This is a genomic window from Streptomyces sp. GL_148 (genome assembly GCF_057834205.1).
In genome coordinates this window covers 3596019-3620331 of sequence record NZ_CM174396.1, presented here as the reverse complement: position 1 = coordinate 3620331, position 24313 = coordinate 3596019, and the positions used below count along the sequence as shown (strand labels likewise).

Below are 24313 nucleotides of genomic sequence, written 5' to 3'. Positions count from 1 at the left end.
CCAAATGATCGATCAAAAGGCGTGCAATGGATGCAAGCAATGAGGCGATCGGAAGGTGCGGGCGATGACTGCCACCCCTGCGGAAACCACGAAGAACGGCGAAGCCTGGAACGGCTTCAAGGGCGGCCTGTGGCGCGACGCCGTCGACGTCCGCGACTTCATCCAGCAGAACTACACGCCGTACGAGGGTGACGACACCTTCCTCGCCGGTCCCACCGAGCGCACCACCGCCGTGTGGAAGGCGATCACCGACAAGTTCCCGGAGGAGCGCGACAAGGGCGTCTACGACGTCTCGTACGACATCCCGTCGTCGATCACCGCGCACGCCCCCGGCTACATCGACCGCGACAAGGACCTGATCGTCGGCCTCCAGACGGACGCCCCGCTCAAGCGCGCGATCATGCCCTACGGCGGCTGGCGCATGGTCGCCGGCGCCCTGGAGACCTACGGCTACCCGGTCTCCGACGACCTGGAGAAGGTCTTCACGGAGTACCGCAAGACCCACAACGCCGGCGTCTTCGACGCGTACACCCCCGACATCCGCGCCGCCCGCAAGGCCGGCATCGTGACCGGCCTGCCGGACGCGTACGGCCGCGGCCGCATCATCGGCGACTACCGCCGCGTGTCGCTCTACGGCGTCGACCGCCTCATCGCCGTCAAGAAGGAGGAGAAGGAGGAGATCAACTCCCTCCCCGCGGGCAACCGTTCGCTGGAGGAGACGATCCGCCTGCGCGAGGAGCTCTCCGAGCAGATCCGCGCCCTCGCCGAGCTCAAGGCGATGGCCGCCTCCTACGGGTACGACATCTCCGGGCCGGCCACCACCGGCCGCGAGGCCATCCAGTGGCTGTACTTCGCGTACCTGGCCGCCGTGAAGGAGCAGAACGGCGCGGCCATGTCCCTCGGCCGCACCTCCACCTTCATCGACGTCTACCTCCAGCGCGACATCGAGGCCGGCATCCTCACCGAGGAGCAGGCCCAGGAGCTGGTCGACGACTTCATCATCAAGCTCCGCATCGTCCGCTTCCTGCGCACCCCGGAGTACGACGAGCTCTTCTCCGGCGACCCCACCTGGGTCACCGAGTCGATCGCAGGCATGGGCGAGGACGGCCGTCCGCTGGTCACCAAGACCTCGTTCCGCTACCTCCACACCCTCTACAACCTCGGCCCGGCCCCCGAGCCGAACATGACCGTCTTCTGGTCGCCCCAGCTGCCGCAGGGCTTCAAGGAGTTCTGCGCCCGGGTCTCGATCGACACCTCCTCGGTGCAGTACGAGTCCGACGAACTGATGCGCCCGCGCTTCGGCGACGACACCGCCATCGCCTGCTGCGTCTCGGCCATGCCGGTCGGCAAGCAGATGCAGTTCTTCGGCGCCCGGGTGAACCTCGCCAAGACCCTGCTCTACGCGATCAACGGCGGCCGCGACGAGAAGTCCGGAGCCCAGGTCGGCCCGTCCACCGGCGCCCTCACCTCCGAGGTGCTGGACTACGACCAGGTCATGGCCAAGTTCGACGAGCAGATGGAATGGCTCGCCGACACCTACGTCCACGCCCTGAACGTCATCCACTACATGCACGACAAGTACGCCTACGAGCGCATCGAGATGGCGCTCCACGACCGCGACGTGCGCCGCACCATGGCCTGCGGCATCGCCGGCCTCTCGGTCGCCGCCGACTCGCTGGCCGCCATCAAGTACGCCAAGGTCACCGCGGTGCGCGACGAGACCGGCCTCGCCACGGACTACACCATCGAGGGCGACTACCCGGCGTACGGCAACAACGACGACCGTGTCGACTCGATCGCCGTCTGGCTGGTCGAGGAGTTCATGAAGAAGATCCGCAAGCACCCGACGTACCGCGAGGCCGAGCACACCCAGTCGGTGCTGACCATCACCTCGAACGTGGTCTACGGCAAGAAGACCGGCAACACGCCAGACGGACGCCGCGCCGGCGAGCCGTTCTCCCCGGGTGCCAACCCGATGAACGGCCGCGACACCCACGGCTACGTCACCTCGGCGCTGTCGGTCGCGAAGCTCCCGTACGAGGACGCCGAGGACGGCATCTCGCTGACCAACACCGTCACCCCCGACGGCCTGGGCCGCACCCCCGAGGAGCGGATCAAGAACCTGGCGGGCGTCCTCGACGGCTACATGGCGGTCGACGGCTTCCACATGAACGTGAACGTGCTGAACCGCGACACGCTCATGGACGCCATGGAGCACCCGGAGAACTACCCGCAGCTCACCATCCGCGTCAGCGGATACGCGGTGAACTTCGTCCGCCTCACGCGCGCTCAGCAGCTCGACGTGCTGAACCGCACCTTCCACGGCTCTCTCTGATCCCTCGGAGAGACCCACGAGCACGCGCGGCCCGGGGCCGGCCCTCACCCGGCCCCGGGACCGCGCGTCACCAGATCAGCCATTCACTGGACGTCCGGACCGGAATCTGGAAGCTGGAGCACCTGCCATGACCGTCCTCTTCGGTACGAGCCTTCCCGTCGGCCACGCCAACGCGATCAGCGTGAGCGCCGGCCAGACGCCCGCCGCCGCCGCGACCCAGCGGCCGAGCGAGGGCACGGTGCACTCCTGGGACCTGTCCACCGGGGTCGACGGCCCCGGGACCCGGTTCGTGACCTTCCTGTCCGGCTGCCCGCTGACCTGCCTGTACTGCCACAACCCCGACACCATGCGGATGCGCAACGGCAAGCGCACCTCGGCCGACGACGTCATCGCCGAGGCCCGCAAGTACACCAAGTTCATCGCGGCCTCCGGGGGCGGCGCCACCATCTCGGGCGGCGAGCCGCTGCTGCAGCCCGTCTTCGCGGGCGAACTGCTGCACCGGATGAAGAACGACCTCGGACTGCACACCGCCCTGGACACCTCCGGCTTCCTCGGGGCCCGCGCCACCGACGCGCTGCTGCGCGATGTGGACCTGGTGCTCCTCGACATCAAGTCCTGGGACCGGGAGACGTACAGACGCGTGACCGGCCGTCCGCTGGAGCCGACCCTGGACTTCGCCCGCCGCCTCGCCGACCTCGGCAAGGAGGTGCACCTGCGGTTCGTGCTGGTGCCGGGACTGACCGACGCGACGGAGAACATCGAGGGCGTCGCCGCCTTCGCCGGCGCCCTCGGCAACGTCTCGCGGGTCGACGTACTGCCCTTCCACAAGCTCGGCGAGAGCAAGTGGGAGGCGCTCGACATGAAGTTCACCCTCCACGACACGCCGTCGCCGACCGCCGCACAGGTCGCCGAGGCGAAGGCGGTCTTCGCCGCGCAGGGACTGAACGCGGTCTGAGCGGCGGGTCCCCCTCCCGAGCCCTCACTCGAATGGCGTACTCGTAAGGTACGTATAACGGGCTGAATCGGTACAGACCACCTAGCGTGGTGCTGTGTCCGAGCCCTCAGATGTCATCGACGCCGCGCCGCCCCCACCGGCGCCCGAGACCGCGCCGCCGGCCGGGCGGTCCGTCACCGCACGGGCCACCCTGGCCGGCACCGTCGTCTCGCTCCTGCTCATCCTCGCGATCGTGCTCGGCAGCCGGCTGCTGCGGGACTTCGACTCGGCCCTGCTGCCCTACGCCGTGGCCACCGTCTTCCTGGCCTTCGGTGTGGCCTACCGGTACACCGTGTGGGTCTCGGCCCCCGGCGCGCGGCGCCTCTTCAAAAAGGGCATCGGCAGCTTCTGGTCGGCGGAGAACTTCCGCAAGGCGCCCACCGCCCTGCCGAAGATGATCGCCACCTACCTCGGCTTCCAGAAGTTCCTCGGCGCCCGCTCGCGCCCCCGCTGGATCGCCCACCAGCTGATGTTCTGGGGCTGCCTCCTCGCCGCGGCGATCACCTTCCCGCTGACCTGGGGCTGGTTCACCTTCACCTCGGACAGCGGCGCGGGCCCCGGCTACGACATGCGGATCTGGGGCATCAAGGTCCTCGGCTTCGACGCGCTCAGCGTCCTGGGCTGGCTGATGTTCCACGGCCTGGACATCGCCGCCGTCCTGGTCATCCCCGGCGCCTCGTACTTCCTGTACCGGCGGATGAAGGACCGCGGGGCCATGACCGGCCAGCGCTTCGCCTACGACCTGCTGCCGCTGATCTGCCTGATCGTCATCTCCGTGACCGGTCTGCTGCTGACCTTCTCCTCGATCTTCCTGCACGGCGGCGGATACGAGTTCCTCGCGATCCTGCACATGGTGTCGGTGGTGTTCACCCTCATCTACATCCCGTTCGGGAAGTTCTTCCACATCGTCCAGCGACCGGCCGCCGTCGGCATGCAGCTCTTCAAGTACACGGCCCGCCAGGACGAGCAGGTCTTCCTCTGCAAGCGCTGCGAGGAACCCATCGACACCACGCCGTACGTGGAGAACCTGCGCGGCACCATGCAGGACCTCAATCTCGACTTCAACGCCTTCGTCGAATACTGCCCGCGCTGCAAGCGGGTCCTGCGCGGCAACGCCTACCTGACCCATGTCAAGAAGGGTTTCAAGTGACCGCGACCGACCCCGCCAAGGCCGCGTCCCGGCCCGCACCCGTGAACGTATCCATCGACCCGTCCATCGCCCCGCCCGGCACCCGCAACTTCCGCGACGCCGGAGGCATCCCCGCCGACCAGTGGCACGCCGACCAGGACGGCGAGACCCTGGTCCCCACCCACTGCTGCTTCTGCGGGGTGCAGTGCGGGATGTACCTGCGCGTGGACAAGGGCGGCAAGGTCTTCGGCGTGGAACCCCGCAACCACGACATCAACCGGATGAGGCTGTGCCCCAAGGGCATCAACGCCTACCAGCAGGTCAACCACCCCGACCGGCTGACCGCCCCGCTGATGCGGCGCTCCCGGGACGAGGAGTTCAAGGAGTGCTCCTGGGACGAGGCCCTGGACTTCACCGTCTCCGAGATCAGGCGCATCCAGGAGGCCCACGGCAACGACGCCTTCGGGCTGCTCGGCGGAGCCAGCCTGTTCTCCGAGAAGACCTACCTGGTCGGCAAGTTCGCCCGGGTCGCGCTGAAGACCAAGCACGTCGACTACAACGGCCGCCTGTGCATGGTCAGCGCCGCCGGAGCCAACAAGCTCGCCTTCGGCATCGACCGGGCCGGCAACCCCTTCTCCGACATCCTCCTCACCGACTGCCTGCTCATCGCCGGGTCGAACGTGGGGGAGTGCTTCCCCGTGATGACCCAGTACCTGTGGGGCGCGCGGGACCGCGGCGCCTCGCTGATCGTGGTCGACCCGCGCGAGACGGCCATCGCCCGCACCGCCGACATCCACGTCGCGCTCAAGCCCGGCACCGACTCGGCCTTCTTCAACGCCGTGCTGAACGTGGTCATCGCCGAAGGCCTCACCGACGAGGCCTACATCGCCGAGCACACCACCGGCTGGGACGAGGTCAAGAAGACCGTCGCCGAGTACCCGCCGGCCCGCTCCGCGGAGATCTGCGGGGTACCGGCCTCGCAGATCGTCCAGGTGGCACGCGTCTTCGCCGGCGCGGAGAAGGCCATGGCCTGGCACGCCCGCGGCATCGAGCACCACTCCCAGGGCGTCGAGAACTGCCTGTCCGTGATCAACCTGTGCGTGGCCACCGGCCACATCGGCAAGCCCGGCGCCGGCTACGGCACCATCACCGGGCAGGGCAACGGCCAGGGCGGCCGCGAGCACGGCCAGAAGTCCGACATGCTGCCCGGCGGCCGCTCCATCACCAACCCGGAGCACCGCAGGCAGATCTGCCAGATCTGGGGCATCGAGGAGTCCGAACTCCCCACCGCCGGCACCTCCATGATGGAGATGGTCTGGCAGATGCAGCGGGGGGAGATCCGCGGCCTCATCGGCATCTGCAACAACCCCTTCGTCTCCCTCCCCAACTACGCGGTGGTCAAGGACGGCTACGACACCGCCGAGTTCCACGCCCAGTTCGACTTCTTCCTCTCCGAGACCGCGGCCAACGCCCACGTGGTCTTCCCCGTCACCACCTGGGCCGAGGACGAGGGCGTGATGGCCAACGCGGAAGCCCGCGTGGTCAAGCACAACAAGGCCCAGGAGCCCCCCCGCCGGGGTGCGCACAGACACCTGGGTCATCTGCGAGCTCGCCCGACGGCTCGGCGCCGGGAAGCACTTCGACTTCCCCGGCTCCCGCGAGGTGTTCGAGGAACTGCGCGTCGCCTCCGCCGGCACGGTCAACGACTACTACGGCATCACCTACGACCGCCTCGACGAGACCGGCGGGATCGCCTGGCCCTGCCCCTCCACCGAACACCCGGGCACCCCCCGGCTGTTCGAGGACGGCCGGACCTACCACCCCGACGGCAGGATCCACATGCAGGTCGTGGAATGGCACCTGCCCATGGACGCGTACACCGAGGAGTACCCCCTCTCCCTCACCACCGGCCGCACCGTCGCGCACTTCCTCTCCGGCAACCAGACCCGCAGGCTGGGCGCCCTCGTCGAGCAGACCCCCCGCCCCTGGGTGGAGGTCCATCCCTCGCACGGCTTCCGCAACGGCGAACCGGTCCGGGTCGTCACCCGGCGCGGCAGCGAGGTGTTCCCGGCCCTGGTCACCGAGGCGATCCGCCCCGACACCGTCTTCATCCCGTACCACTGGCCCGTCCCGACGTCCGCGAACGCCCTGACCATCGACGCCCTCGACCCCCGCTCGAAGATCCCCGAGTACAAGGTCTGCGCCGCCCGGATCGAGGCCGCCGAGCGGGTCGACGAGGTGCCTGCGCCGCCCACCGCACCGGGTCACGAGGCCTATCCGGAGACCCAGGTCTCCCGCACCGACCCCCTGCCGCCCACGGCTCCCCAGGGCCGTGGCACGGCGGAGAGGAGCTGACCCGCCATGATGGGCCGCACGATCTTCATCGACCCGGGTCGCTGCATCGGCTGCCAGGCGTGCGTCTCGGCGTGCCGCGAGTGCGATTCGCACCGCGGCAAATCGATGATCCACCTGGACTACACCGAACCCGGCATGTCCGTCGCCTCCCTCCCGAGCGTCTGCATGCACTGCGAGGACCCGGTCGCACCCTGCGCCGAGGTCTGTCCCGCCGACGCGATCCTGGTGACCGCCGACGGGGTGGTCCAGCAGGCCGACACCACCCGCTGCATCGGCTGCTCCAACTGCGTCAACGCCTGCCCCTTCGGCATCCCGAAGATCGACCTTCAAGCGAAGCTGCAGATGAAGTGCAACCTCTGCTACGACCGCACCGCCTACGGCCTCGCCCCGATGTGCGCGACCGTCTGCCCGACCGGGGCCCTCTTCTACGGAACCCTCGAAGAGCTCCAGGCGGAGCGCCCCGGAGTCCAGGTCGCCGACTCCTTCGTCTTCGGCGACGTCGTCGTCCAGACCGGCGTGGCCATGGTCGTCCCCGCCGACAAGGTCCAGTGGCCCGTCCCCGGCGGCCTGCCCGTCGTCGAGATCAACGGAAGGGACGTGCGTTGAGCGTCACCGAACAGCCCCCTCCACACCCAGGCCCGGGACCGGACGGCGGAGCGGCCGCCGACGCCGCGATCGAGCAGCTGCGCGACCGGATCAGTGCCGACTCCCTCACCACCCGCCGCGACTACCTGCGGATCGTCGCCACCGTCTCCGGAGGCCTGGCCATCGGCGGTGTCGGCGTGGCCGCCGGCATCCTGCACCGGCACGGGGACAACGAGGGCCTGCCCAACCCGAAGAAGGTCGCCGACCTGCTGCCCCCCGGCCAGTCCGTGGCCTTCCGGTTCCCCGGCGAGGACGACCGGGCCCTGGCCGTGCGCCTCGGGGACGGCTCCCTCGTGGGCTACTCCGCCGTCTGCACCCACCTGGCCTGCGGCGTGCTGTGGCGCGAGGACCGGGGCCCCGACGGGGAGCTGTACTGCCCCTGCCACGAGGGTGTCTTCGACGCCCGCACCGGCGAGGTGACGGCCGGTCCGCCGCCGCGCCCGCTGCCGAGGATCTACCTGACCGAGCAGGCCGACGGCAGCGTCTGGGCCGTCGCCACCGCCCGGTCGGGAGAGCCGGCCAAGGACGCGCTCTGCCGGCAGTTCGGCGACACCCACCCGGAGGAGGCCGCCCGCCTGGGCTGCCCCGGCTCGGCCCGGGCGGGCACCACCGAGAGGAGGCCCACATGAGCGAGACACCGCTGCCGCCCCGCCCGGAGTACCACCCGGGCAGTGCCCAGCCCCGGCTCAACCGCCCGGTGCGCGAGCGGTACCCGCAGATCCGCTCCACCAGCGGGTACGGGGACCCCCGGATCCGGAACACGGGCCCGGGCCCGGGAGCCGGCACCGAGCAGGAGCCCGAGCGTTCCTCACGGCTCAACGCGCGCCTCGCCCTGGCCCTCACGGTCGTGATCGGCCAGCTCTGGGCGCTCACCGTGACCGTCAACGAGTGGATGAAGGGAAACACCGGCACGGCCTGGTGGGGGGCGGGATTCCTGATCCTGTCCTTCCTCGTCGTGATCGGGCTGTGGCTCCTCGACCCGAAGGACCGATGACCATGTCGATGCCCACGCCGACTTCGGCGGCACCCCGAAGCCACCGCGCCGAGAGCTACAAGCCCGGGGCCACCATCGCCGACTGGCGGCCGGAGGACGAGGGCTTCTGGCAGTCCAAGGGCCAGCGGGTCGCCCAGCGCAACCTCTGGGTCTCGATCCCCGCCCTGATGCTCGGCTTCGTGGTCTGGCAGGTCTGGTCGGTGACCGTGGTCAAGCTGAACGACGTCGGCTTCGGCTTCTCGAAGTCGCAGTTGTTCTGGCTGACCGCCATCCCCGGGATCACCGGCGGCACCTTCCGGATCCTCTACACCTTCATCGGTCCGATGTTCGGCGAGCGGAAGTTCACCGCCTTCAGCACGATCATCCTGATCGGGCCGATGCTGTGGCTGGGCTTCGCGCTCCAGGACACCGGCACGCCCTACTGGGAGCTCGCGCTGATCGCGGCCGTGTGCGGCATCGGCGGCGCGAACTTCGCCTCGTCGATGGCGAACATCGGCTTCTTCTTCCCCAAGCGGGAGAAGGGCAGCGCCAACGGCCTGAACGGCGGCCTCGGCAACCTCGGCGTCAGCGTGGTCCAGCTGATCGCCCCGCTGGTGGTCACCGCGGCCGTCCTGGGCGCCCCGGCGGGCGGACCCCAGCACGACGCGAAGAAGAACACCGACATCTGGCTGCAGAACGGCGCCTTCCTGTGGGTGCCGCTCCTGGTCGTCATGGCGCTGGCCGCCTGGTTCCTGATGAACGACCTGAAGGTGGCCGCGGCCCCCTTCAGCGAGCAGAAGATCATCTTCAAGCGCAAGCACAACTGGCTGATGACCTGGCTGTACGTCGGCACCTTCGGGTCCTTCATCGGCTTCGCGGCCGGACTGCCGCTGCTGATCAAGAACAACTTCGAGGCGCAGGGCTACCAGGCCACCACCTATGCCTGGATCGGCCCGTTCGTCGGGGCGCTCACGCGCTGGGGCGGCGGCTGGCTCTCGGACAAGATCGGCGGAGCCAGGGTCACGATGCTGTCCTTCGTCGGCATGGCGGCCGCCCTCGTCGTGGTGATCTTCGCGCTTCCGTCCGGAGGCGAGGAGGGCCACTTCTGGTCCTTCTACATCGGCTTCCTGGTGGCCTTCGCCTTCTCCGGCCTGGGCAACGGATCGACCTTCCGGCAGATCCCGGTGATCTTCCGCAACCAGCACATGCAGGCGGCCGAGGGCAAGGGCCCCGAGGCGCAGGCCGCGGCGCTGAAGCAGTCGGAGATGGAGTCGGGAGCCGTCACCGGCTTCTCCTCGGCCATCGCGGCCTATGGCTTCTTCTTCATCCCCGCGATGTTCGCGGCCATGGCCGTCACCAACGCACTGTGGATCTTCATCGGCTTCTATGCCACGTGCCTGGCGGTGTGCTGGTGGTTCTACGCCCGCAAGGGTGCCGAGGCTCCCAGCTGAGCGGGGCCGGCGGCGGGGGCGGCCGTACCCTGGAGGCATGAGCGACGCCCCCGCCACCGACCCGCACGCCCCGAAGTCCGCACGGCCGGAGCCCGCGGCAGAGCCCAAGCCCAAGCCGAAGCCGCGGCTGGACTTCGGGGACCCGCTGGACCAGCAGTCCTCGGACGACACCGACCGGGGCTGGGGCGAGCGGCCGCCCGCCGGCGGAAGCGCGGCCGACCTGGCCCGCTTCCTCGACGAGAAGCCCCCGCACCACGTCTGAGCCGGCGGACCGGCTAGAGCCGGGGCCCTGACACGCCGGAGTGCACCGTGCCGTCCACGCCGCGCTGGGCGATCAGCTCGTCGCGGATCTCCTTGAGGACCACCAGCTCGGTGATCTCCATGGTCTCCTGGACGCCTTCCTTCGCCCTGCGGCGCTGCTCCACCTTGGCGAGGTACTTCGCCATCGGCAGGACCATCAGGAAGTAGACGACCGCGGCGGTGATCAGGAAGGTGAGCGCAGCGTTCAGCACGGAGCCCCAGAGGAGCTCCACGCCCGTCGGCTTGCCGTCCGCGCCGATCCCGCAGGGGTCCTTGATGCAGCTCTTGTAGGCGTCCAGGCTCTGCGTGCCGACCAGGCCGATCACCGGGCTGATCAGGCCCTTCACGACGGAGTTCACGATGTTCGTGAACGCGGCACCGATGACCACGGCGACGGCCAGGTCGACCACGTTGCCGCGCATCAGGAAGGCCTTGAAGCCTGCCAGGATGCTCTCCTTCTTCTTCTCGCTCACCACTGAGCCTTTCTTCGTATCTGCCGAACATGGAGCCAACGGTTCCGAAAGCTACGGCAGTTTGGGTCCGGGCTGTCCAATCGACCCCCACCCCACGGTGGCTTGACCGGACGTTCGTACGATTCAACACAGCGTCACCGCCAGTCGGGACACGGTCCCCGCCCCCACCAGAGCCCGCGCGATGTCCCGGGGAACGGACAACACGACCAGGGCCCCGCCGTCCCCAACGCCCTGCTCCGGAGCGGGCACTTCGGCGACCCGGGCCCCCGCCGCCACCACCCGGGGCGGCCCGCCGCGCTCCGCCGCGACCACGTCCACCCGGTCTCCGGGCCGCAGCAGCCGCACCGTCGCCCCGTCGGCGATGCGCACCGGCGCCGACACCAGCCGCACCGCCGCCGGAGGCGGCTGCGCCGCGGGCGGCGGGGAGCCCCGCGAGGCCCGCGCCTCGGTGCCGCCCACCGCCAGCACGGCCGCCACCACGGCCAGTCCGGCCGCGGCCCCGCGCCGCCGACGCCGTACGGCCCTGCGCAGCCGGTCCCCGGCCCGCCCCACGCGGAGCGGGGCGAAGAGGGGAACGGGGCGCGCGGGGGGACACGTGGCGGAAGAGGGCTGCCGGGGGACGGGGGAGGGGCGCACCGGGGTGTGGGTGTGGGTCTGTGCCTGGACGCGGGGCGAGGAGAGGGAAGGGACGCGGGAGTTCGCGGTCATGACGGCCACCACCTGACGGAGTGAGTCCGGAGCCCGGAGTCCGGACCCAGAGCCCGGACCCAGCGCCCGGACAGCCCCCACGATCCGTCGTCCCGCCGGATCCCGCTCGACCCTGTGGAGGATCCACAGCTTGTGGATATCCCGGTCACCCGCAGGAGTTACCGCCCCACGGTGATCCGCCGCAGCGCCGCCACCGGATCCGCGGCCCGCGTCACCGACCGCCCCACCACGACGTGGGAGGCCCCGGCCGCGAAGGCGGCCGCGCCGATGCCGATGTCGGCGAGGTCGCTCCCGGTCATGCTCGTGACCACCGTCAGCGCACTCGGCTGCCCATGTCCGCCATGGTGCGGGTGCGGGTGCGGGTGCGGGTGCGGGTCAGCGCTTGGCGGGGATCTCGCAGGACTCCTTGAAGCCCTGGCTGGTCAGGCCGAAGGCGCTGTTGACGCGCGAGCGCATGTTCTCCAGCGCGACCATGGCGGTCAGTTCGACGAAGGCGGCCTCGCCGAGGCGCGCGATCAGTTCGGCGGCGAGTTCGTCGGTGACGGACGGCTCGGTCTCGGTCATGGCCTCGGCGTACTCCATGACCAGCAGTTCCAGGTCCGTGAACGCCTCGCGGGCCTCGCGCCACACCGGCACCTTCTCGGCCTTCTCCGGGGCGATCCCCTTCGCCTGGCCCTCCCAGTAGCCGAAGTCCATGCACCACGAGCAGTTCATGCGGGCGGCGGCGGCCATGACCGCGAGGTGCTTCAGGCCGCCGTCGAGGGCGTTCCACTTCGCCGCCCGCTGTTCGAGGCGTATGGAGGTGAACAGCACGCGCGCGTTGTGCCCGCAGGCCAGTCCGGGTTCGAGGACCTTGCCGTAGGCGCGGCGCGAGTACCAGGCGCCGAAGCGGTTGAGGAGGGTGCGGGGCGGGGTGAGCGAGATGCGTGCCATGGCGGGTGCCTCCTGGGGCCGGGCCCGGCCGGGCGCTGTTCGCCCGGCCTTCACCAACTGAGACCGGACAGCCCCGCGAAACGTGACACGACCCCGGAAACTTTTCCTACGGCAGCTCGATGCCCAGGTCCCAGCCGTCGTGGGCGTGGGTGCACAGGCAGGCGCGGGATTCCGTCGCGGGCAGGGCGGCCACCGCGTCGAAGAGGACCTCGCGCAGGCGCCCGACGTTCTCGCCGAAGACCTTGAGGACCTCCGTGTGGGAGACCCCTTCGCCCGTCTCCGCGCCCGCGTCCAGGTCCGTGACCAGCGCCATCGAGGTGTAGCAGAGCCCCAGCTCGCGCGCGAGGACCGCCTCGGGGTGGCCCGTCATGCCGACCACCGACCAGCCGGCCGCGGCGTGCCAGCGGGACTCGGCGCGCGTGGAGAAGCGCGGCCCCTCGATGACGACCATGGTGCCGCCGTCCACCGGCTCCCACTCCCGCCCGCGCGCCGCCGCCAGCGCCACCGAGCGGCCTACCGGGCAGTACGGGTCGGCGAAGGTGGTGTGCACGACGTTGGGGACCGAGCCGTCCGGGAGCGGCTCCCCGTCGAAGAAGGTCTGGGCGCGGGACTTCGTACGGTCGACCAGCTGGTCGGGGACGAGCAGGGTGCCCGGGCCGTACTCGGGGCGCAGGCCGCCGACCGCGCAGGGGCCCAGCACCTGGCGGACGCCCACGGAACGCAGCGCCCACAGGTTGGCCCGGTAGTTGATCTTGTGCGGGGGGACGGTGTGGCTGCGGCCGTGACGGGGCAGGAAGGCCACGGTCCGGCCGGCGAGCTCGCCGAGGTAGAGGGAGTCGCTGGGGGGCCCGTAAGGCGTCTCCACCTGGATCTCGGAGACGTCCTCCAGGAAGGAGTAGAAGCCCGATCCGCCGATGACACCGATCTCTGCATTCGCCATGCGGCCACCCTAACGGGGCATGCCGAAGGCCCCGCGGTCCATGGGGACGGGCGGGGCCTGGGGCGAAGCGTGAAGCGTCGGGCGGGTCAGGCGGCCGAGGTGCTCGACGAAGACGAGGAGGTCGACGAAGAGGAGGAAGACGCCGAGGTGCTCGACGACGACGCGGCCGGGGTGGCGGCCGGCGTCGACGCGGGCTTCGAGGCAGGGGTGCTGCTCGACGAAGCGCCGCGGCTGTCGTTCCGGTAGAAACCGGATCCCTTGAAGACGATGCCGACCGCGGAGAACACCTTCTTCAGGCGTCCGTCGCAGCTCGGGCACACGGTCAGTGCGTCATCGGTGAACTTCTGCACGGCCTCAAGGCCCTCACCGCACTCGGTGCACTGGTACTGGTAGGTCGGCACGAATTTCCTCCTGGCACTCTGGCTCAATGAGTGCTAACGACGCTTCATGGTGACGTATTCCGGCGGATCAGTCCACCGTCACCGGGACTCGGTGACCCATCCCACGCTCGTTCACCTTCGTGGACGGTGCGGCGGGCGCGGCCTGTGCGGCCGGCTTGGACGAGCTGACGATCCGGCTCGGGGCCTTCGGGGCCAGCTTCGCACGCAGCGCCAGCAGGATGGCCAGGGCGAGCGCGGTGGCCACCATCGGCACGAGGAACCCGTACGAGGACCCGTGGGCGTCCGTCAGACGGCCGGCCAGGGTCACGGCGCCGGCCTGCCCGAAGGCGACGCCGCCGGTGAGCCAGGTGAAGGCCTCGGTCCGCGAGGTGGACGGGATCAGCTGCTCGATCATGGTGTAGCCGGTGATCAGCGCGGGGGCGATGCACAGACCGACGACCAGGCCGAGCGCGCCGAGCAGGATCATCGAGTTCGCGGCCCACAGGACCGAGGCGGCCGCGGTGAGGCCGATGTAGCCGAGGATCAGGCGGCGGCGCGGGCCGATCTTCCAGGCGATCGCGCCGCAGGCGATGCCGGCGATCATGTTGCCCGCGGCGAAGACGCCGTAGAGCAGACCGTTGGCGCCCGGGTTGCCGATCTCCTCGGAGAAGGCGGCGAGCGAGACCTGCATGCCGCCGAAGACGGCGCCGATGCCGATGAAGGCGACGATCAGGACGCGCAGGCCGTGGAACGACAGGGCCGGAGCGTGCTTCTCACCGTGCGCCGGGCGGGCGACGGGCTTGGGCTGCGTGGCGCGCTGGGCGGCGAACAGCAGGCCGCCGATCAGGGTCAGCGCGGCCTCGGTGACCAGACCGGCCGCCGGGTTGATGCCGGTGCACAGCGCGGTGGCGAGCACCGGGCCGACGACGAAGGTGAACTCGTCGGTGACGGACTCGAACGCGGCGGCCGTGGGCAGCAGCGGGGAGCCCTCGAGCTTGGCCGCCCAGCGGGACCGGACCATGGGTCCGACCTGCGGGACGGATGCACCGGCGGGGACGGCCGCCAGTGCGAGCGCCCAGACGGGCGCACCCAGCAGCGCGAACGCCACCAGGGAGCTGACGGCGGTGGCGTGGATCAGGGCCACCGGGACCAGGACGGCGCTCTGGCCGTGGCGGTCGATGAGCTTGCCCATGACCGGGGCGAACACGGCCATGGAGATACCGGTGAAGGCGGCGACGATGCCGGCGCTGCCGTAGGAACCGGTGGTGTGCTGGACCAGCAGCAGGATGCTGATCGTCAGCATGCCGAAGGGGAGTCGCGCGGCGAATCCCGGGAGAACGAAGCCGAGGGCGCCGGGCGTGCGCAGGAGCTGCCCGTAGCCGGGTCGGGTGGACGGAGCGGACTTGTCGGTCGTGACCGCGGATGTCACGGCCTGGCCTTTCCGCTGCCTGGTAGAACTCCCCGTCTGCGGACGATGCGCGCCTTGTGGGCGATGCACCCGTACATGTGGGAGCCCCGAGAGCTGTCCTCTTGCGCCGAACCGAGTGATACCTGGGCGCCCACTGCGGGAGGGTGCCACGGCCGCTTTGCGGTCGCGCCAGCTCTGCGTCAGGCAGAGTTGGTTCGATGTGTTGTTCCTTTATCGTACAGGCAGATCGACCGATACGCCCTGTGATTAGGGCTACAGGGTGTGTCTTCACCTGCGATTAACTGGAACTTCGCATTCAAGCCCCACGTAAACAGGGGTGAATATGGACAAAGAGCGTCGAAATTGATGAATTAGAGCGTCGCTCTAACCCTGGGCGGGACCCTTCGAAGCCCCCTTGCCGGAGCCCTTGCCCGAGCCCTTGCCGGAGCCCTTCGCCTTCCCGCCGCCGTGCCCGTTCCCGTGCCCGTTCCCGCCGGTCCCCAGCCAGCCCGCGAGCTTGCCGCCCCGGGCCACCGCACGCAGCCGTGCCTCCGCGGCGTCCCGTACCGGATCCGTGGCCACCACCAGCAGCTCGTCCCCGCGCCGCAGCACGGTCGACGGCGCCGGTACGAAGCTCCGCGCGTCCCGTACGACCAGCGTGACGGAAGCCCCCGGCGGCAGCCGCAGCTCGCTCACCTCCACGCCGTGCATCCGCGAGGCGGGCGGGATCGCGAAGGACAGCAGGTGCCCGCGCAGCTTCTCCAGCGGCGCCGACTCGATCCCCAGGTCGGAGGCGGCCTCGTCGCTGCTGCCCAGCTTCAGCTTGCGCGCGAGCCAGGGCAGGGTCGGGCCCTGGACCAGGGTGTAGACGACGACCAGGACGAACACGATGTTGAAGACCCGCTCGCTGCCCTCGATCCCGGACACCATGGGGATGGTCGCGAGGATGATGGGCACGGCCCCGCGCAGGCCCGCCCAGGACATGAGCGCCTGCTCCTGCCAGGGCAGCCGGAAGGGCAGCAGCGAGACGAAGACCTCCAGCGGCCGGGCCACCATCGTCAGCACCAGCCCGATGATCACCGCCGGCCAGAAGTCGTGGACCAGCTCGTGCGGGGTGACCAGCAGCCCCAGCAGCACGAACATGCCGATCTGGGCGATCCAGCCGAGCCCGTCCGCGAATCCCCGGGTGGCGGGCCAGTGGGGGAGCTTCGCGTTCCCGAGCACCATCGCCGCCAGGTACACCGCGAGGAAGCCGGAGCCGTGCGCCATCGCGCCGGCCGCGTACGCGGTGATCGCGATCGCCATCACCGCGATCGGGTAGAGGCCCGAGGCGGGCAGGGCCACGTGCCGCAGCCCGTACGAGCCCAGGAAGCCCACCGACAGGCCGATCGCGACGCCGATCGCCAGCTCCAGCGCGATCTTGCCTATGAGGACGTACCACTGGTCGACCGGCCCGACGGTCGCGAAGGCCACGACCAGGATGACGACGGGGGCGTCGTTGAAGCCGGACTCGGCCTCCAGCACACCCGTCACCCGGGAGGGGAGCGGGACCTTGCGCAGGACCGAGAAGACGGCCGCCGCGTCGGTCGAGGAGACGACCGCGCCGATCAGCAGGGCTTGCCGCCATTCGAGTCCGACCAGGTAGTGCGCGCCCGCCGCGGTCACGCTCACGCTGACGGCGACGCCGACCAGTGACAGCACGATCGCGGCCGGCAGGGCCGGCTTGATCTCTTTCCACTTGGTGCCCAGACCACCCTCGGCGAGGATCACGACGAGCGCGGCATAGCCGATCACCTGGGTCAGCTCGGCGTTGTCGAATACGACGTTGCCGATGCCGTCCTGGCCTATGGCGATGCCTATGCCGAGGTAAATGAGCAGGCTGGGGAGTCCGCTGCGCGAGGAGACGCGCACCGCCGCAACGGCGACGAGCAGCACGAGCGAGCAGACCAGCATGAGCTCATTGAGCGTGTGGACAGTCAGCGGGCGGCCCTTTCCTCGATGTGCCAGGCGACGGCGGAACGGCGGACGTCGGACTGACGGATCGTTCCGGTGCGGGCACGGACGGCAAGTACTTCGTTACCTTACCTAATCTTTGGCGCGCCCTTTACTCATTAGCCACATTGTGAAACGCCTGCGGGGCCCTGTCCTCATGACCCCTCGTCACGAGCCGTCGGCAAGGGGCCGACCACGAGCTCGACCCCTGGCGGATCACCAGGGGCGGTCCTGCGCCTATGGTTGCTCCCAGCACTCCCAGGACCACCCTGCCCCTCTAAGGACAGCGATGCCCGCCAACGAAACCGCCCCTTCCGTCAAGAAGAAGGGACGACGCGCCCGTCTGATCGTGCTCGTCCTGGTGCTGGCGCTCTTCGCTGGCCTCGGGTACGGGGCCTACTGGACCGTGGACAGCGTGCGGGCCTCGTTCCCGCAGACCACCGGCTCCCTCAAGGTGCCCGGCCTGGCCGGGACCGTCGACGTCAAGCGCGACGCCAACGGGATCCCCCAGCTGTACGCCGACTCCGACGAGGACCTCTTCCGCGCGCAGGGCTTCGTGCACGCGCAGGACCGGTTCTGGGAGATGGACGTACGCCGCCACATGACCTCCGGGCGGCTCTCCGAGATGTTCGGCTCCGGCCAGGTCGAGACGGACGCCTTCCTGCGCACGCTCGGCTGGCGCCAGGTCGCGCAGCAGGAGTACGACACCAAGCTGTCGCCGGAAACGAAGAAGTACCTCCAGGCCTACGCCGACGGGGTCAACGCGTACCTGAAGGGGAAGTCCGGCAAGGACCTCTCCGTCGAGCACGCCGCCCTCAAGCTCAGCGACGCCTACGCGCCCGAGCAGTGGACCCCGGTCGACTCGGTGGCCTGGCTCAAGGCCATGGCCTGGGACCTGCGCGGCAACATGCAGGACGAGATCGACCGCGCGCTGATGACGGGCAAGCTCTCGCAGGCGCAGATCGACGAGCTCTACCCGCCGTACCCCTTCGACCGGAACCGGCCGATCGTCGAGGGCGGCACCGTCAAGGGCGGGAAGTACGCCCCGCAGCAGCCCGGCTCCGGCAGCCCCGTGGGCTCCGGCGGGCGGGGCGGCTCCACCGGCTCCACCAGCTCCACCGGCTCCCAGGTCTCCACCCAGACCGTCGGCGAGACCGGGCTGGCCGGCAACGCCACCGCCCAGGGCGCGACCGTGGGCCTGCGCACCTCGCTCGGCGCGCTGGCCGACACCCTCGACGAGATCCCCGCGATCCTCGGCCCTGCCGGCAGCGGCATCGGCTCGAACTCCTGGGTCGTCTCGGGCCGGTACACGACCACCGGCAAGCCGCTGCTCGCGAACGACCCGCACCTCTCCCCGCAGCTGCCCTCGGTCTGGTACCAGATGGGCCTGCACTGCCGGGCGGCCTCGGCCTCGTGCAAGTACGACGTGGCCGGCTACACCTTCTCCGGCATGCCGGGCGTGATCATCGGCCACAACGCCGACATCGCGTGGGGCATGACCAACCTCGGTGCCGACGTCACCGACCTCTACCTGCAGCAGGTCAGGCCCGAGGGCTACGTCTACGACAACAAGGTGCTCCCCTTCACCACCCGCGACGAGGTCATCAAGATCGCCGGCGGCGGCGAGAAGAAGATCACCGTCCGGTCCACCAACAGCGGCCCGCTGATCTCCGACCGCAGCGACGAGATCGCCACGGTCGGCGCCCGCGCCCCCGTCACCAGTGCGGCCCCGGACCGCGGCAACGGATACGGGGTCTCCCTGCGCTGGACCGCGCTGGATCCCGGCAAGTCGATGGACGCCGTCTTCTCGCTCAACCGGGCCAAGAACTTCCAGGAGTTCCGCGCCGCGGCCCGCGACTTCGAGGTCCCCTCGCAGAACCTGATCTACGCCGACGACGAGGGCCTCCACGGCAACATCGGCTACCAGGCCCCCGGCCGCATCCCGATCCGGGGCGGCGGCGCGGACGGCAAGATGCCGGCCCCGGGCTGGGACTCCAAGTACGCCTGGAAGGGTGGCAAGGACGGCAACGCCGGGTACATCCCGCAGGACGAGATGCCGTGGGTGCTCAACCCCGACCGCGGGTTCATCGTGACCGCCAACCAGGCCGTCACCGAGAGCGGCACCGGCACGGGCAAGTACCCGTACCTGCTGACCACCGACTGGGGCTACGGCGCCCGCAGCCAGCGGATCAACGACCTCATCGAGGCGAAGATCAAGGACAGCGGGAAGATCTCCACCGACGACATGCGCACCATGCAGATGGACAACAGCAGCGAGATCGCCGCGCTGCTGACCCCGATGCTGGCCAAGATCGACGTTTCGGACCCGGACGTCCGCTCCGCGCAGAAGCTCCTGGAGGGCTGGAACTACACCCAGGAGCCCGACTCGGCGGCCGCCGCGTACTTCAACGCGGTCTGGCGCAACATCCTCAAGCTGGCCTTCGGCGACAAGATGCCCAAGGAACTGCGGGTCGAGGGCAGTTGCATGAACGTCCCCGAGCAGACCACCGGACCGGCCGACGACCTCGCCACGATGATCCGCGAATGCGGCGAGCGCGACTCCGACTCGGCGCAGCCGGACGGCGGCGACCGCTGGTTCGAGGTGGTCCGCCGCCTGGTCAAGGACGAGAAGTCGCAGTGGTGGCAGTCGCCCGCGGTCGGCCGCAGGGTGGCCGCCACGACCACCCGCGACCAGCTCTTCGCCCGGGCCATGAAGGACGCCCGCTGGGAGCTGACCGCCAAGCTCGGCAAGGACCAGTCGACCTGGAGCTGGGGCCGGATGCACCAGCTGATGCTGAAGAACCAGACGATCGGCACCGAGGGCCCCGGCTACCTTCAGTGGCTCCTCAACCGCGGCCCCTGGAACCTGGGCGGCGGCGAGGCCACCGTCAACGCGACCGGCTGGAACGCCTCCAGCGGGTACGGGGTCACCTGGGTGCCGTCGATGCGGATGGTCGTGAACCTCGCCGACTTCGACAAGTCCCGCTGGATCAACCTGACGGGCGCCTCGGGGCACGCGTACCACGACCACTACACGGACCAGACGACGATGTGGGCCAAGGGCGAACTGCTGGACTGGCCCTTCGGGAAGGCCGCCGTGGACAAGGCCACGGTCGAGACCCTGACCCTCCAGCCCGAGGGTTCCTGACGGGCGGCTTCACAAACTGAAGCGGAGCACCCCCGACGGGGTGGCCACCGCGCGCACGGGGTGGTCGTGCGGTTCCTCCGGGACCCGCGCGACCACCTCGTCGTCGTAGAGGAGCACGACCAGCGCGGGATGCGCCCCGGCGCGCTCCAGCCGCTCCAGCACCCGGTCGTACGAGCCTCCGCCCCGCCCGAGCCGCATCCCCCGCCGGTCCACGGCCAGTCCGGGCAGCAGTACGGCGTCGGCGCCGGTCACCGCGTCCGGGCCGAGGCGGGGCCCGGCGGGCTCCAGGAGCCGCATCTTCCCCGGGTGCGCGGCCTCGGCCAGGCTCTCCGGGCCTTCGTACGCCGCCCAGTCGAGGTCGTTGTCGGGCAGCAGGACGGGCAGCAGCACGCGGATGCCGGCCGCCCGGAGGGCGTCGAGCAGCTCGCGGGTGCCCGGTTCGGAGCCGATGGAGACGTAGGCGGCCACGGTGTGGGCGGAGCTGAGTTCGGGCAGCTCCAGGGCGGAGCGGGAGAGGGCGCGGGCCGTCGTGCGCAGGGCGTCGGCGGACAAGGCGCGACGGGCCGCGAGGCGTTCACGGCGAAGGTCCGCCTTGGCCGTCGGAGGCTGGTTCTCTGTCACGGTTGGCTCGTATCCATTTCTATCGGGGTATACCTGATCATGTTCATCTGAATCTCACTCGGGCCTCATGACGAACGACTATCGTTCCGCGCATGACTCAGTTGCACCCCGTGATCAAAAAGGCCGTCATCCCGGCCGCGGGCCTCGGCACTCGGTTCCTTCCCGCGACCAAGGCGACACCCAAGGAAATGCTTCCCGTGGTGGACAAGCCGGCCATCCAGTACGTCGTCGAGGAGGCCGTGTCGGCCGGCCTCGACGACATCCTCATGATCACGGGCCGTAACAAGCGTGCCCTCGAAGACCACTTCGACCGCAACTACGAGCTGGAGTCCGCGCTCATCGCCAAGGGCGACGACGACAAGCTCAAGAAGGTCCAGGAATCCAGCGACCTGGCCACCATGCACTACGTCCGCCAGGGCGACCCCCGGGGCCTGGGCCACGCCGTGCTGTGCGCCGAGCCGCACGTCGGCGACGAACCCTTCGCCGTCCTCCTCGGCGACGACCTCATCGACCCCCGCGACCCGCTGCTGCGCCGGATGACGGAGATCCAGCAGAGCGCCGGCGGCACCGTCGTCGCGCTGATGGAGGTCGACCCCTCCCAGGTGCACCTCTACGGCTGCGCCGCGGTCGAGCCCACCGACGCGTCGGACGTCGTCCGCATCACCGGTCTCGTGGAGAAGCCGGACGCCGCGGACGCACCCAGCAATTACGCGGTCATCGGACGATACGTCCTCGATCCGGCGATCTTCGGCATACTGCGTGAGACCGAGCCGGGCCGCGGCGGTGAGATCCAGCTGACCGACGCCCTGCAGAAGCTGGCCGCCGACGAGACCGTCGGCGGTCCGGTGCACGGCGTGGTCTTCCGGGGCCGCCGCTACGACACCGGGGACCGCGGGGACTACCTGCGGGCCATCGTCCGGCTCGCGTGCGAGCGTGAGGACCTCGGCCCGGAGTTCCGTGCTTGGCTTCACCATTACGTCACGGAGGAGATGTAGGACCTTGAGCGAGCCCGAAGCACCGCAGCAACCCCAACCGGCTGGGCCCCCCCAGCGCCTCTGGTCGGTGGACGAGCACCTGGCGGACGTCCTCGGCACGGTCCGGCCGCTGGAGCCCATCGAGCTCCAGCTGCTGGACGCCCAGGGCTGTGTCCTCGTCGAGGACGTCACCGTGCCCGTCGCGCTGCCGCCCTTCGACAACAGCTCGATGGACGGGTACGCCGTCCGGACCGCCGACGTCCAGGGTGCGAGCGAGGAGTTCCCCGCGGTGCTGACGGTCATCGGGGACGTGGCGGCCGGCGACGGCCGGCTGCCGACCGTGGGCCCCGGCCAGGCCGCCCGCATCATGACCGGCGCCCCGCTGCCCCCCGGGGCGGAAGCCGTCGTACCGGTCGAGTGGACCGACGGCGGCACGGGCGGTGGCGCCGCCACGGGAATGACCCCCGCCAGCGAGTCGCCCGAGGGCGCCGCCGGCGAGGTACGGGTCCACCGCCCCGCCGAGGCGCGGGCGCACGTCCGCGCGCGCGGCAGCGACGTACAGGCCGGGGACCTCGCGCTCGCCGCGGGCACCGTCCTCGGGCCGCCGCAGATCGCCCTGCTGGCCGCCATCGGGCGGGGCACCGTACGGGTGCGTCCGCGCCCGCGCGTGGTCGTCCTGTCCACCGGCAGCGAACTGGTCCAGCCCGGCGAGGCCCTGACGGCCGGCACGATCTACGACTCCAACAGCTTCGCCCTGGCCGCCGCCGCACGGGACGCCGGAGCCATCGCCTACCGGGTCGGAGCCGTCGCCGACGACGCCGACACCCTGCGCTCCACCATCGAGGACCAGCTCATCCGGGCCGACCTGCTGGTCACCACGGGCGGGGTCAGCGTCGGCGCGTACGACGTGGTCAAGGAAGCCCTCACGGCCGTCTCCACGGGCGACGACGACGTGGACGGCGCCGGCATCGACTTCCGCAAGCTCGCCATGCAGCCCGGCAAGCCCCAGGGCTTCGGCACCATCGGCCCCGACCACACCCCGCTGCTGGCCCTGCCCGGCAACCCGGTCTCCTCCTACGTCTCCTTCGAGCTGTTCGTGCGCCCCGCGATCCGCGCCCTCATGGGCCTGCCCGCCTCCGAGGTCAGCCGGCCGAGCGTGCGCGCGGTGCTCGAGGCGGACAAGGCGATCGGCTCCCCGGCCGGCCGCCGCCAGTTCCTGCGCGGCAAGTACGACGCGGAGAGCGGCACGGTCAGCCCGGTCGGCGGATCGGGTTCGCACCTGATCGCCGCGCTGGCGCACGCCGACTCGCTGATGGTCGTACCGGAGGACGTGACGTCGGTGGAGCCCGGGGCCGAGCTGGAAGTGGTCCTGCTCGGCTGAGGCCCCGCGGATGCGGGTAGCGTGTTGCACCACACAGGCCCTTGCGGGGCCCGGACGGGAGCGGCACGCAGATATGAGTACGCAGAGCAGCGCCGGCGGCGCCGCCGGCACCAGGCTGACGCACATCGACGAGGCCGGCGCGGCCCGGATGGTCGACGTCTCGGCGAAGGACGTCACCACCCGGACGGCGCGGGCCAGCGGCCGCGTGCTCGTCTCCCCCCGGGTCATCGAACTGCTGCGCGGCGAGGGCGTTCCCAAGGGCGACGCCCTCGCCACCGCGCGGATCGCCGGGATCATGGGGGCGAAGAAGACCCCCGACCTGATCCCGCTGTGCCACCCGCTGGCCGTCTCCGGGGTCAAGGTGGACCTGAAGGTCACCGACGACGCCGTCGAGATCCTCGCCACCGTCAAGACCACCGACCGCACGGGCGTCGAGATGGAGGCCCTGACCGCCGTCGCGGTCGCCGGGCTCACCGTCATCGACATGGTCAAGGCCGTCGACAAGGGCGCGGTCATCACCGACGTGCGGGTCGAGGAGAAGACGGGCGGCAAGTCCGGCGACTGGGCGCGCTCGTGAACGCCCCGCGCGGCGGCGAGGTCCACAGCCACGCCCATGCCCAGGAAGCGGAGCCCGTGACGCCGCCGGCCCCCTCGCTGCGCGCGCTGGTGGTCACGGCCTCGAACCGGGCCTCGCAGGGCGTGTACGCGGACAAGGGCGGCCCGGTGCTCGCCGAGGGCCTGAGCGCGCTCGGCTTCGCGGTGGACGGCCCGCGCGTGGTCCCCGACGGGGACCCGGTGGAGGCGGCCCTGCGCGAGGGCGTGGCCGCCGGGTACGACGTCATCCTGACCACCGGGGGCACCGGCATCTCGCCGACCGACCGGACCCCCGACGCCACCGCCCGGGTCCTGGACTACGAGATCCCGGGCATCCCGCAGGCCATCCGCGCGGAGTCCCTGGCGAAGGTGCCCACCGCGGCCCTGTCCCGGGGGCTGGCGGGAGTGGCCGGACACACCCTGATCGTGAACCTGCCCGGTTCCACGGGCGGGGTCCGCGACGGGATCGCGGTCCTGTCCCGCGTCCTGCTGCACGCCGTCGACCAGATCCGCGGCGGCGACCACCCCCGTCCCGGGGGCAGACCGCCGGGGAGCACGAGCTGAACGGCCCCTCCTGGC

22 protein-coding genes and 1 pseudogene are annotated in these 24313 nt (G+C 70.5%); 14 read left to right on the top strand and 9 right to left on the bottom strand.

Features of this window, described 5'->3' with window-relative positions:
- Window positions 1-64: 64 nt before the first annotated feature.
- The 9 genes and pseudogenes from pflB (at window position 65) to AC3IYI_RS16315 (ending at window position 10144) form a co-directional block, all read left to right on the top strand.
- Window positions 65-2335 carry a formate C-acetyltransferase gene (gene pflB, locus AC3IYI_RS16355; RefSeq protein ID WP_489410860.1) on the top strand — a complete coding sequence of 757 codons (2271 nt, stop codon included), beginning with the start codon at window positions 65-67 and terminating at the stop codon, window positions 2333-2335.
- A gap of 127 nt (window positions 2336-2462) precedes the next feature.
- Window positions 2463-3290, top strand: a complete 828-nt coding sequence (gene pflA / locus AC3IYI_RS16350) for a pyruvate formate-lyase-activating protein (RefSeq protein WP_489410859.1) — start codon at window positions 2463-2465, stop codon at window positions 3288-3290.
- Between the two features lie 94 nt (window positions 3291-3384).
- Window positions 3385-4479 carry an MFS transporter gene (locus tag AC3IYI_RS16345; RefSeq protein WP_489410858.1) on the top strand — a complete coding sequence of 365 codons (1095 nt, stop codon included), beginning with the start codon at window positions 3385-3387 and terminating at the stop codon, window positions 4477-4479.
- Window positions 4476-6813 (top strand): annotated as a pseudogene (locus AC3IYI_RS16340) (molybdopterin oxidoreductase family protein). Before AC3IYI_RS16345 ends, AC3IYI_RS16340 begins: the two are co-directional and overlap by 4 nt.
- A gap of 6 nt (window positions 6814-6819) precedes the next feature.
- The gene (locus tag AC3IYI_RS16335; protein ID WP_243335392.1) at window positions 6820-7419 is read left to right on the top strand and encodes a 4Fe-4S dicluster domain-containing protein; all 600 of its coding nucleotides are present in this window, start codon (window positions 6820-6822) and stop codon (window positions 7417-7419) included.
- Window positions 7416-8087 (top strand): QcrA and Rieske domain-containing protein, encoded by a 672-nt coding sequence (locus AC3IYI_RS16330; protein WP_489410857.1) that lies wholly within the window; start codon window positions 7416-7418, stop codon window positions 8085-8087. Before AC3IYI_RS16335 ends, AC3IYI_RS16330 begins: the two co-directional genes overlap by 4 nt.
- Window positions 8084-8452 carry a DUF6755 family protein gene (locus tag AC3IYI_RS16325; RefSeq protein WP_243335387.1) on the top strand — a complete coding sequence of 123 codons (369 nt, stop codon included), beginning with the start codon at window positions 8084-8086 and terminating at the stop codon, window positions 8450-8452. The genes AC3IYI_RS16330 and AC3IYI_RS16325 overlap by 4 nt, the downstream gene beginning before the upstream one ends.
- A 2-nt stretch (window positions 8453-8454) precedes the next feature.
- Entirely contained in the window at window positions 8455-9882 is a 1428-nt protein-coding gene (locus tag AC3IYI_RS16320; RefSeq protein WP_489410856.1) for a NarK family nitrate/nitrite MFS transporter, read from the top strand.
- 37 nt (window positions 9883-9919) lie between these two features.
- Window positions 9920-10144, top strand: coding sequence for a hypothetical protein (locus tag AC3IYI_RS16315; protein WP_243335384.1), 225 nt, complete (start codon window positions 9920-9922; stop codon window positions 10142-10144).
- Between the two features lie 13 nt (window positions 10145-10157).
- Here AC3IYI_RS16315 and mscL read toward each other — a convergent pair whose 3' ends face one another.
- From mscL to AC3IYI_RS16275, 8 genes are all read right to left on the bottom strand, one after another.
- Complete coding sequence (gene mscL / locus AC3IYI_RS16310; protein ID WP_489410855.1) at window positions 10158-10658, bottom strand: large conductance mechanosensitive channel protein MscL; 501 nt, start codon at window positions 10656-10658, stop codon at window positions 10158-10160.
- 120 nt (window positions 10659-10778) lie between these two features.
- Window positions 10779-11363 (bottom strand): hypothetical protein, encoded by a 585-nt coding sequence (locus AC3IYI_RS16305; protein WP_489410854.1) that lies wholly within the window; start codon window positions 11361-11363, stop codon window positions 10779-10781.
- 158 nt (window positions 11364-11521) lie between these two features.
- Complete coding sequence (locus AC3IYI_RS16300; RefSeq protein WP_489410853.1) at window positions 11522-11662, bottom strand: orotidine 5'-phosphate decarboxylase / HUMPS family protein; 141 nt, start codon at window positions 11660-11662, stop codon at window positions 11522-11524.
- Window positions 11663-11738: 76 nt separating this feature from the next.
- Entirely contained in the window at window positions 11739-12296 is a 558-nt protein-coding gene (locus tag AC3IYI_RS16295; protein ID WP_489410852.1) for a carboxymuconolactone decarboxylase family protein, read from the bottom strand.
- 106 nt (window positions 12297-12402) lie between these two features.
- Window positions 12403-13236, bottom strand: a complete 834-nt coding sequence (locus tag AC3IYI_RS16290) for an S-methyl-5'-thioadenosine phosphorylase (RefSeq protein WP_489410851.1) — start codon at window positions 13234-13236, stop codon at window positions 12403-12405.
- 86 nt (window positions 13237-13322) lie between these two features.
- Window positions 13323-13637: an FmdB family zinc ribbon protein gene (locus AC3IYI_RS16285; protein ID WP_388498032.1), complete on the bottom strand. Its 315-nt coding sequence runs from the start codon at window positions 13635-13637 to the stop codon at window positions 13323-13325.
- A 67-nt stretch (window positions 13638-13704) separates the two neighbouring features.
- Window positions 13705-15045, bottom strand: a complete 1341-nt coding sequence (locus AC3IYI_RS16280; RefSeq protein WP_489410850.1) for an MFS transporter — start codon at window positions 15043-15045, stop codon at window positions 13705-13707.
- Between the two features lie 363 nt (window positions 15046-15408).
- The gene (locus AC3IYI_RS16275; protein WP_489410849.1) at window positions 15409-16977 is read right to left on the bottom strand and encodes a potassium/proton antiporter; all 1569 of its coding nucleotides are present in this window, start codon (window positions 16975-16977) and stop codon (window positions 15409-15411) included.
- Window positions 16978-17305: 328 nt separating this feature from the next.
- Here AC3IYI_RS16275 and AC3IYI_RS16270 point away from each other — a divergent pair, with 328 nt between their 5' ends.
- On the top strand, window positions 17306-20164 hold the full coding sequence (locus AC3IYI_RS16270) for a penicillin acylase family protein (RefSeq protein WP_489410848.1): 2859 nt from the start codon (window positions 17306-17308) through the stop codon (window positions 20162-20164).
- Between the two features lie 9 nt (window positions 20165-20173).
- Here the strand turns inward: AC3IYI_RS16270 and AC3IYI_RS16265 are convergent, their stop codons facing one another.
- Window positions 20174-20785, bottom strand: coding sequence for a 5-formyltetrahydrofolate cyclo-ligase (locus AC3IYI_RS16265; RefSeq protein ID WP_489410847.1), 612 nt, complete (start codon window positions 20783-20785; stop codon window positions 20174-20176).
- Between the two features lie 92 nt (window positions 20786-20877).
- On the opposite strand from AC3IYI_RS16265, the gene galU reads away from it, so the two are divergent.
- The 4 genes from galU (at window position 20878) to AC3IYI_RS16245 (ending at window position 24298) form a co-directional block, all read left to right on the top strand.
- Window positions 20878-21780: a UTP--glucose-1-phosphate uridylyltransferase GalU gene (galU, locus tag AC3IYI_RS16260; RefSeq protein ID WP_489410846.1), complete on the top strand. Its 903-nt coding sequence runs from the start codon at window positions 20878-20880 to the stop codon at window positions 21778-21780.
- A gap of 4 nt (window positions 21781-21784) precedes the next feature.
- Entirely contained in the window at window positions 21785-23140 is a 1356-nt protein-coding gene (glp, locus tag AC3IYI_RS16255; RefSeq protein WP_489410845.1) for a molybdotransferase-like divisome protein Glp, read from the top strand.
- Window positions 23141-23213: 73 nt separating this feature from the next.
- A complete protein-coding gene (gene moaC / locus AC3IYI_RS16250) occupies window positions 23214-23717 on the top strand; it encodes a cyclic pyranopterin monophosphate synthase MoaC (RefSeq protein WP_243335354.1) in 504 nt (167 codons plus the stop codon).
- A gap of 56 nt (window positions 23718-23773) precedes the next feature.
- Entirely contained in the window at window positions 23774-24298 is a 525-nt protein-coding gene (locus AC3IYI_RS16245) for a MogA/MoaB family molybdenum cofactor biosynthesis protein (protein WP_489411558.1), read from the top strand.
- Window positions 24299-24313 lie beyond the last annotated feature (15 nt).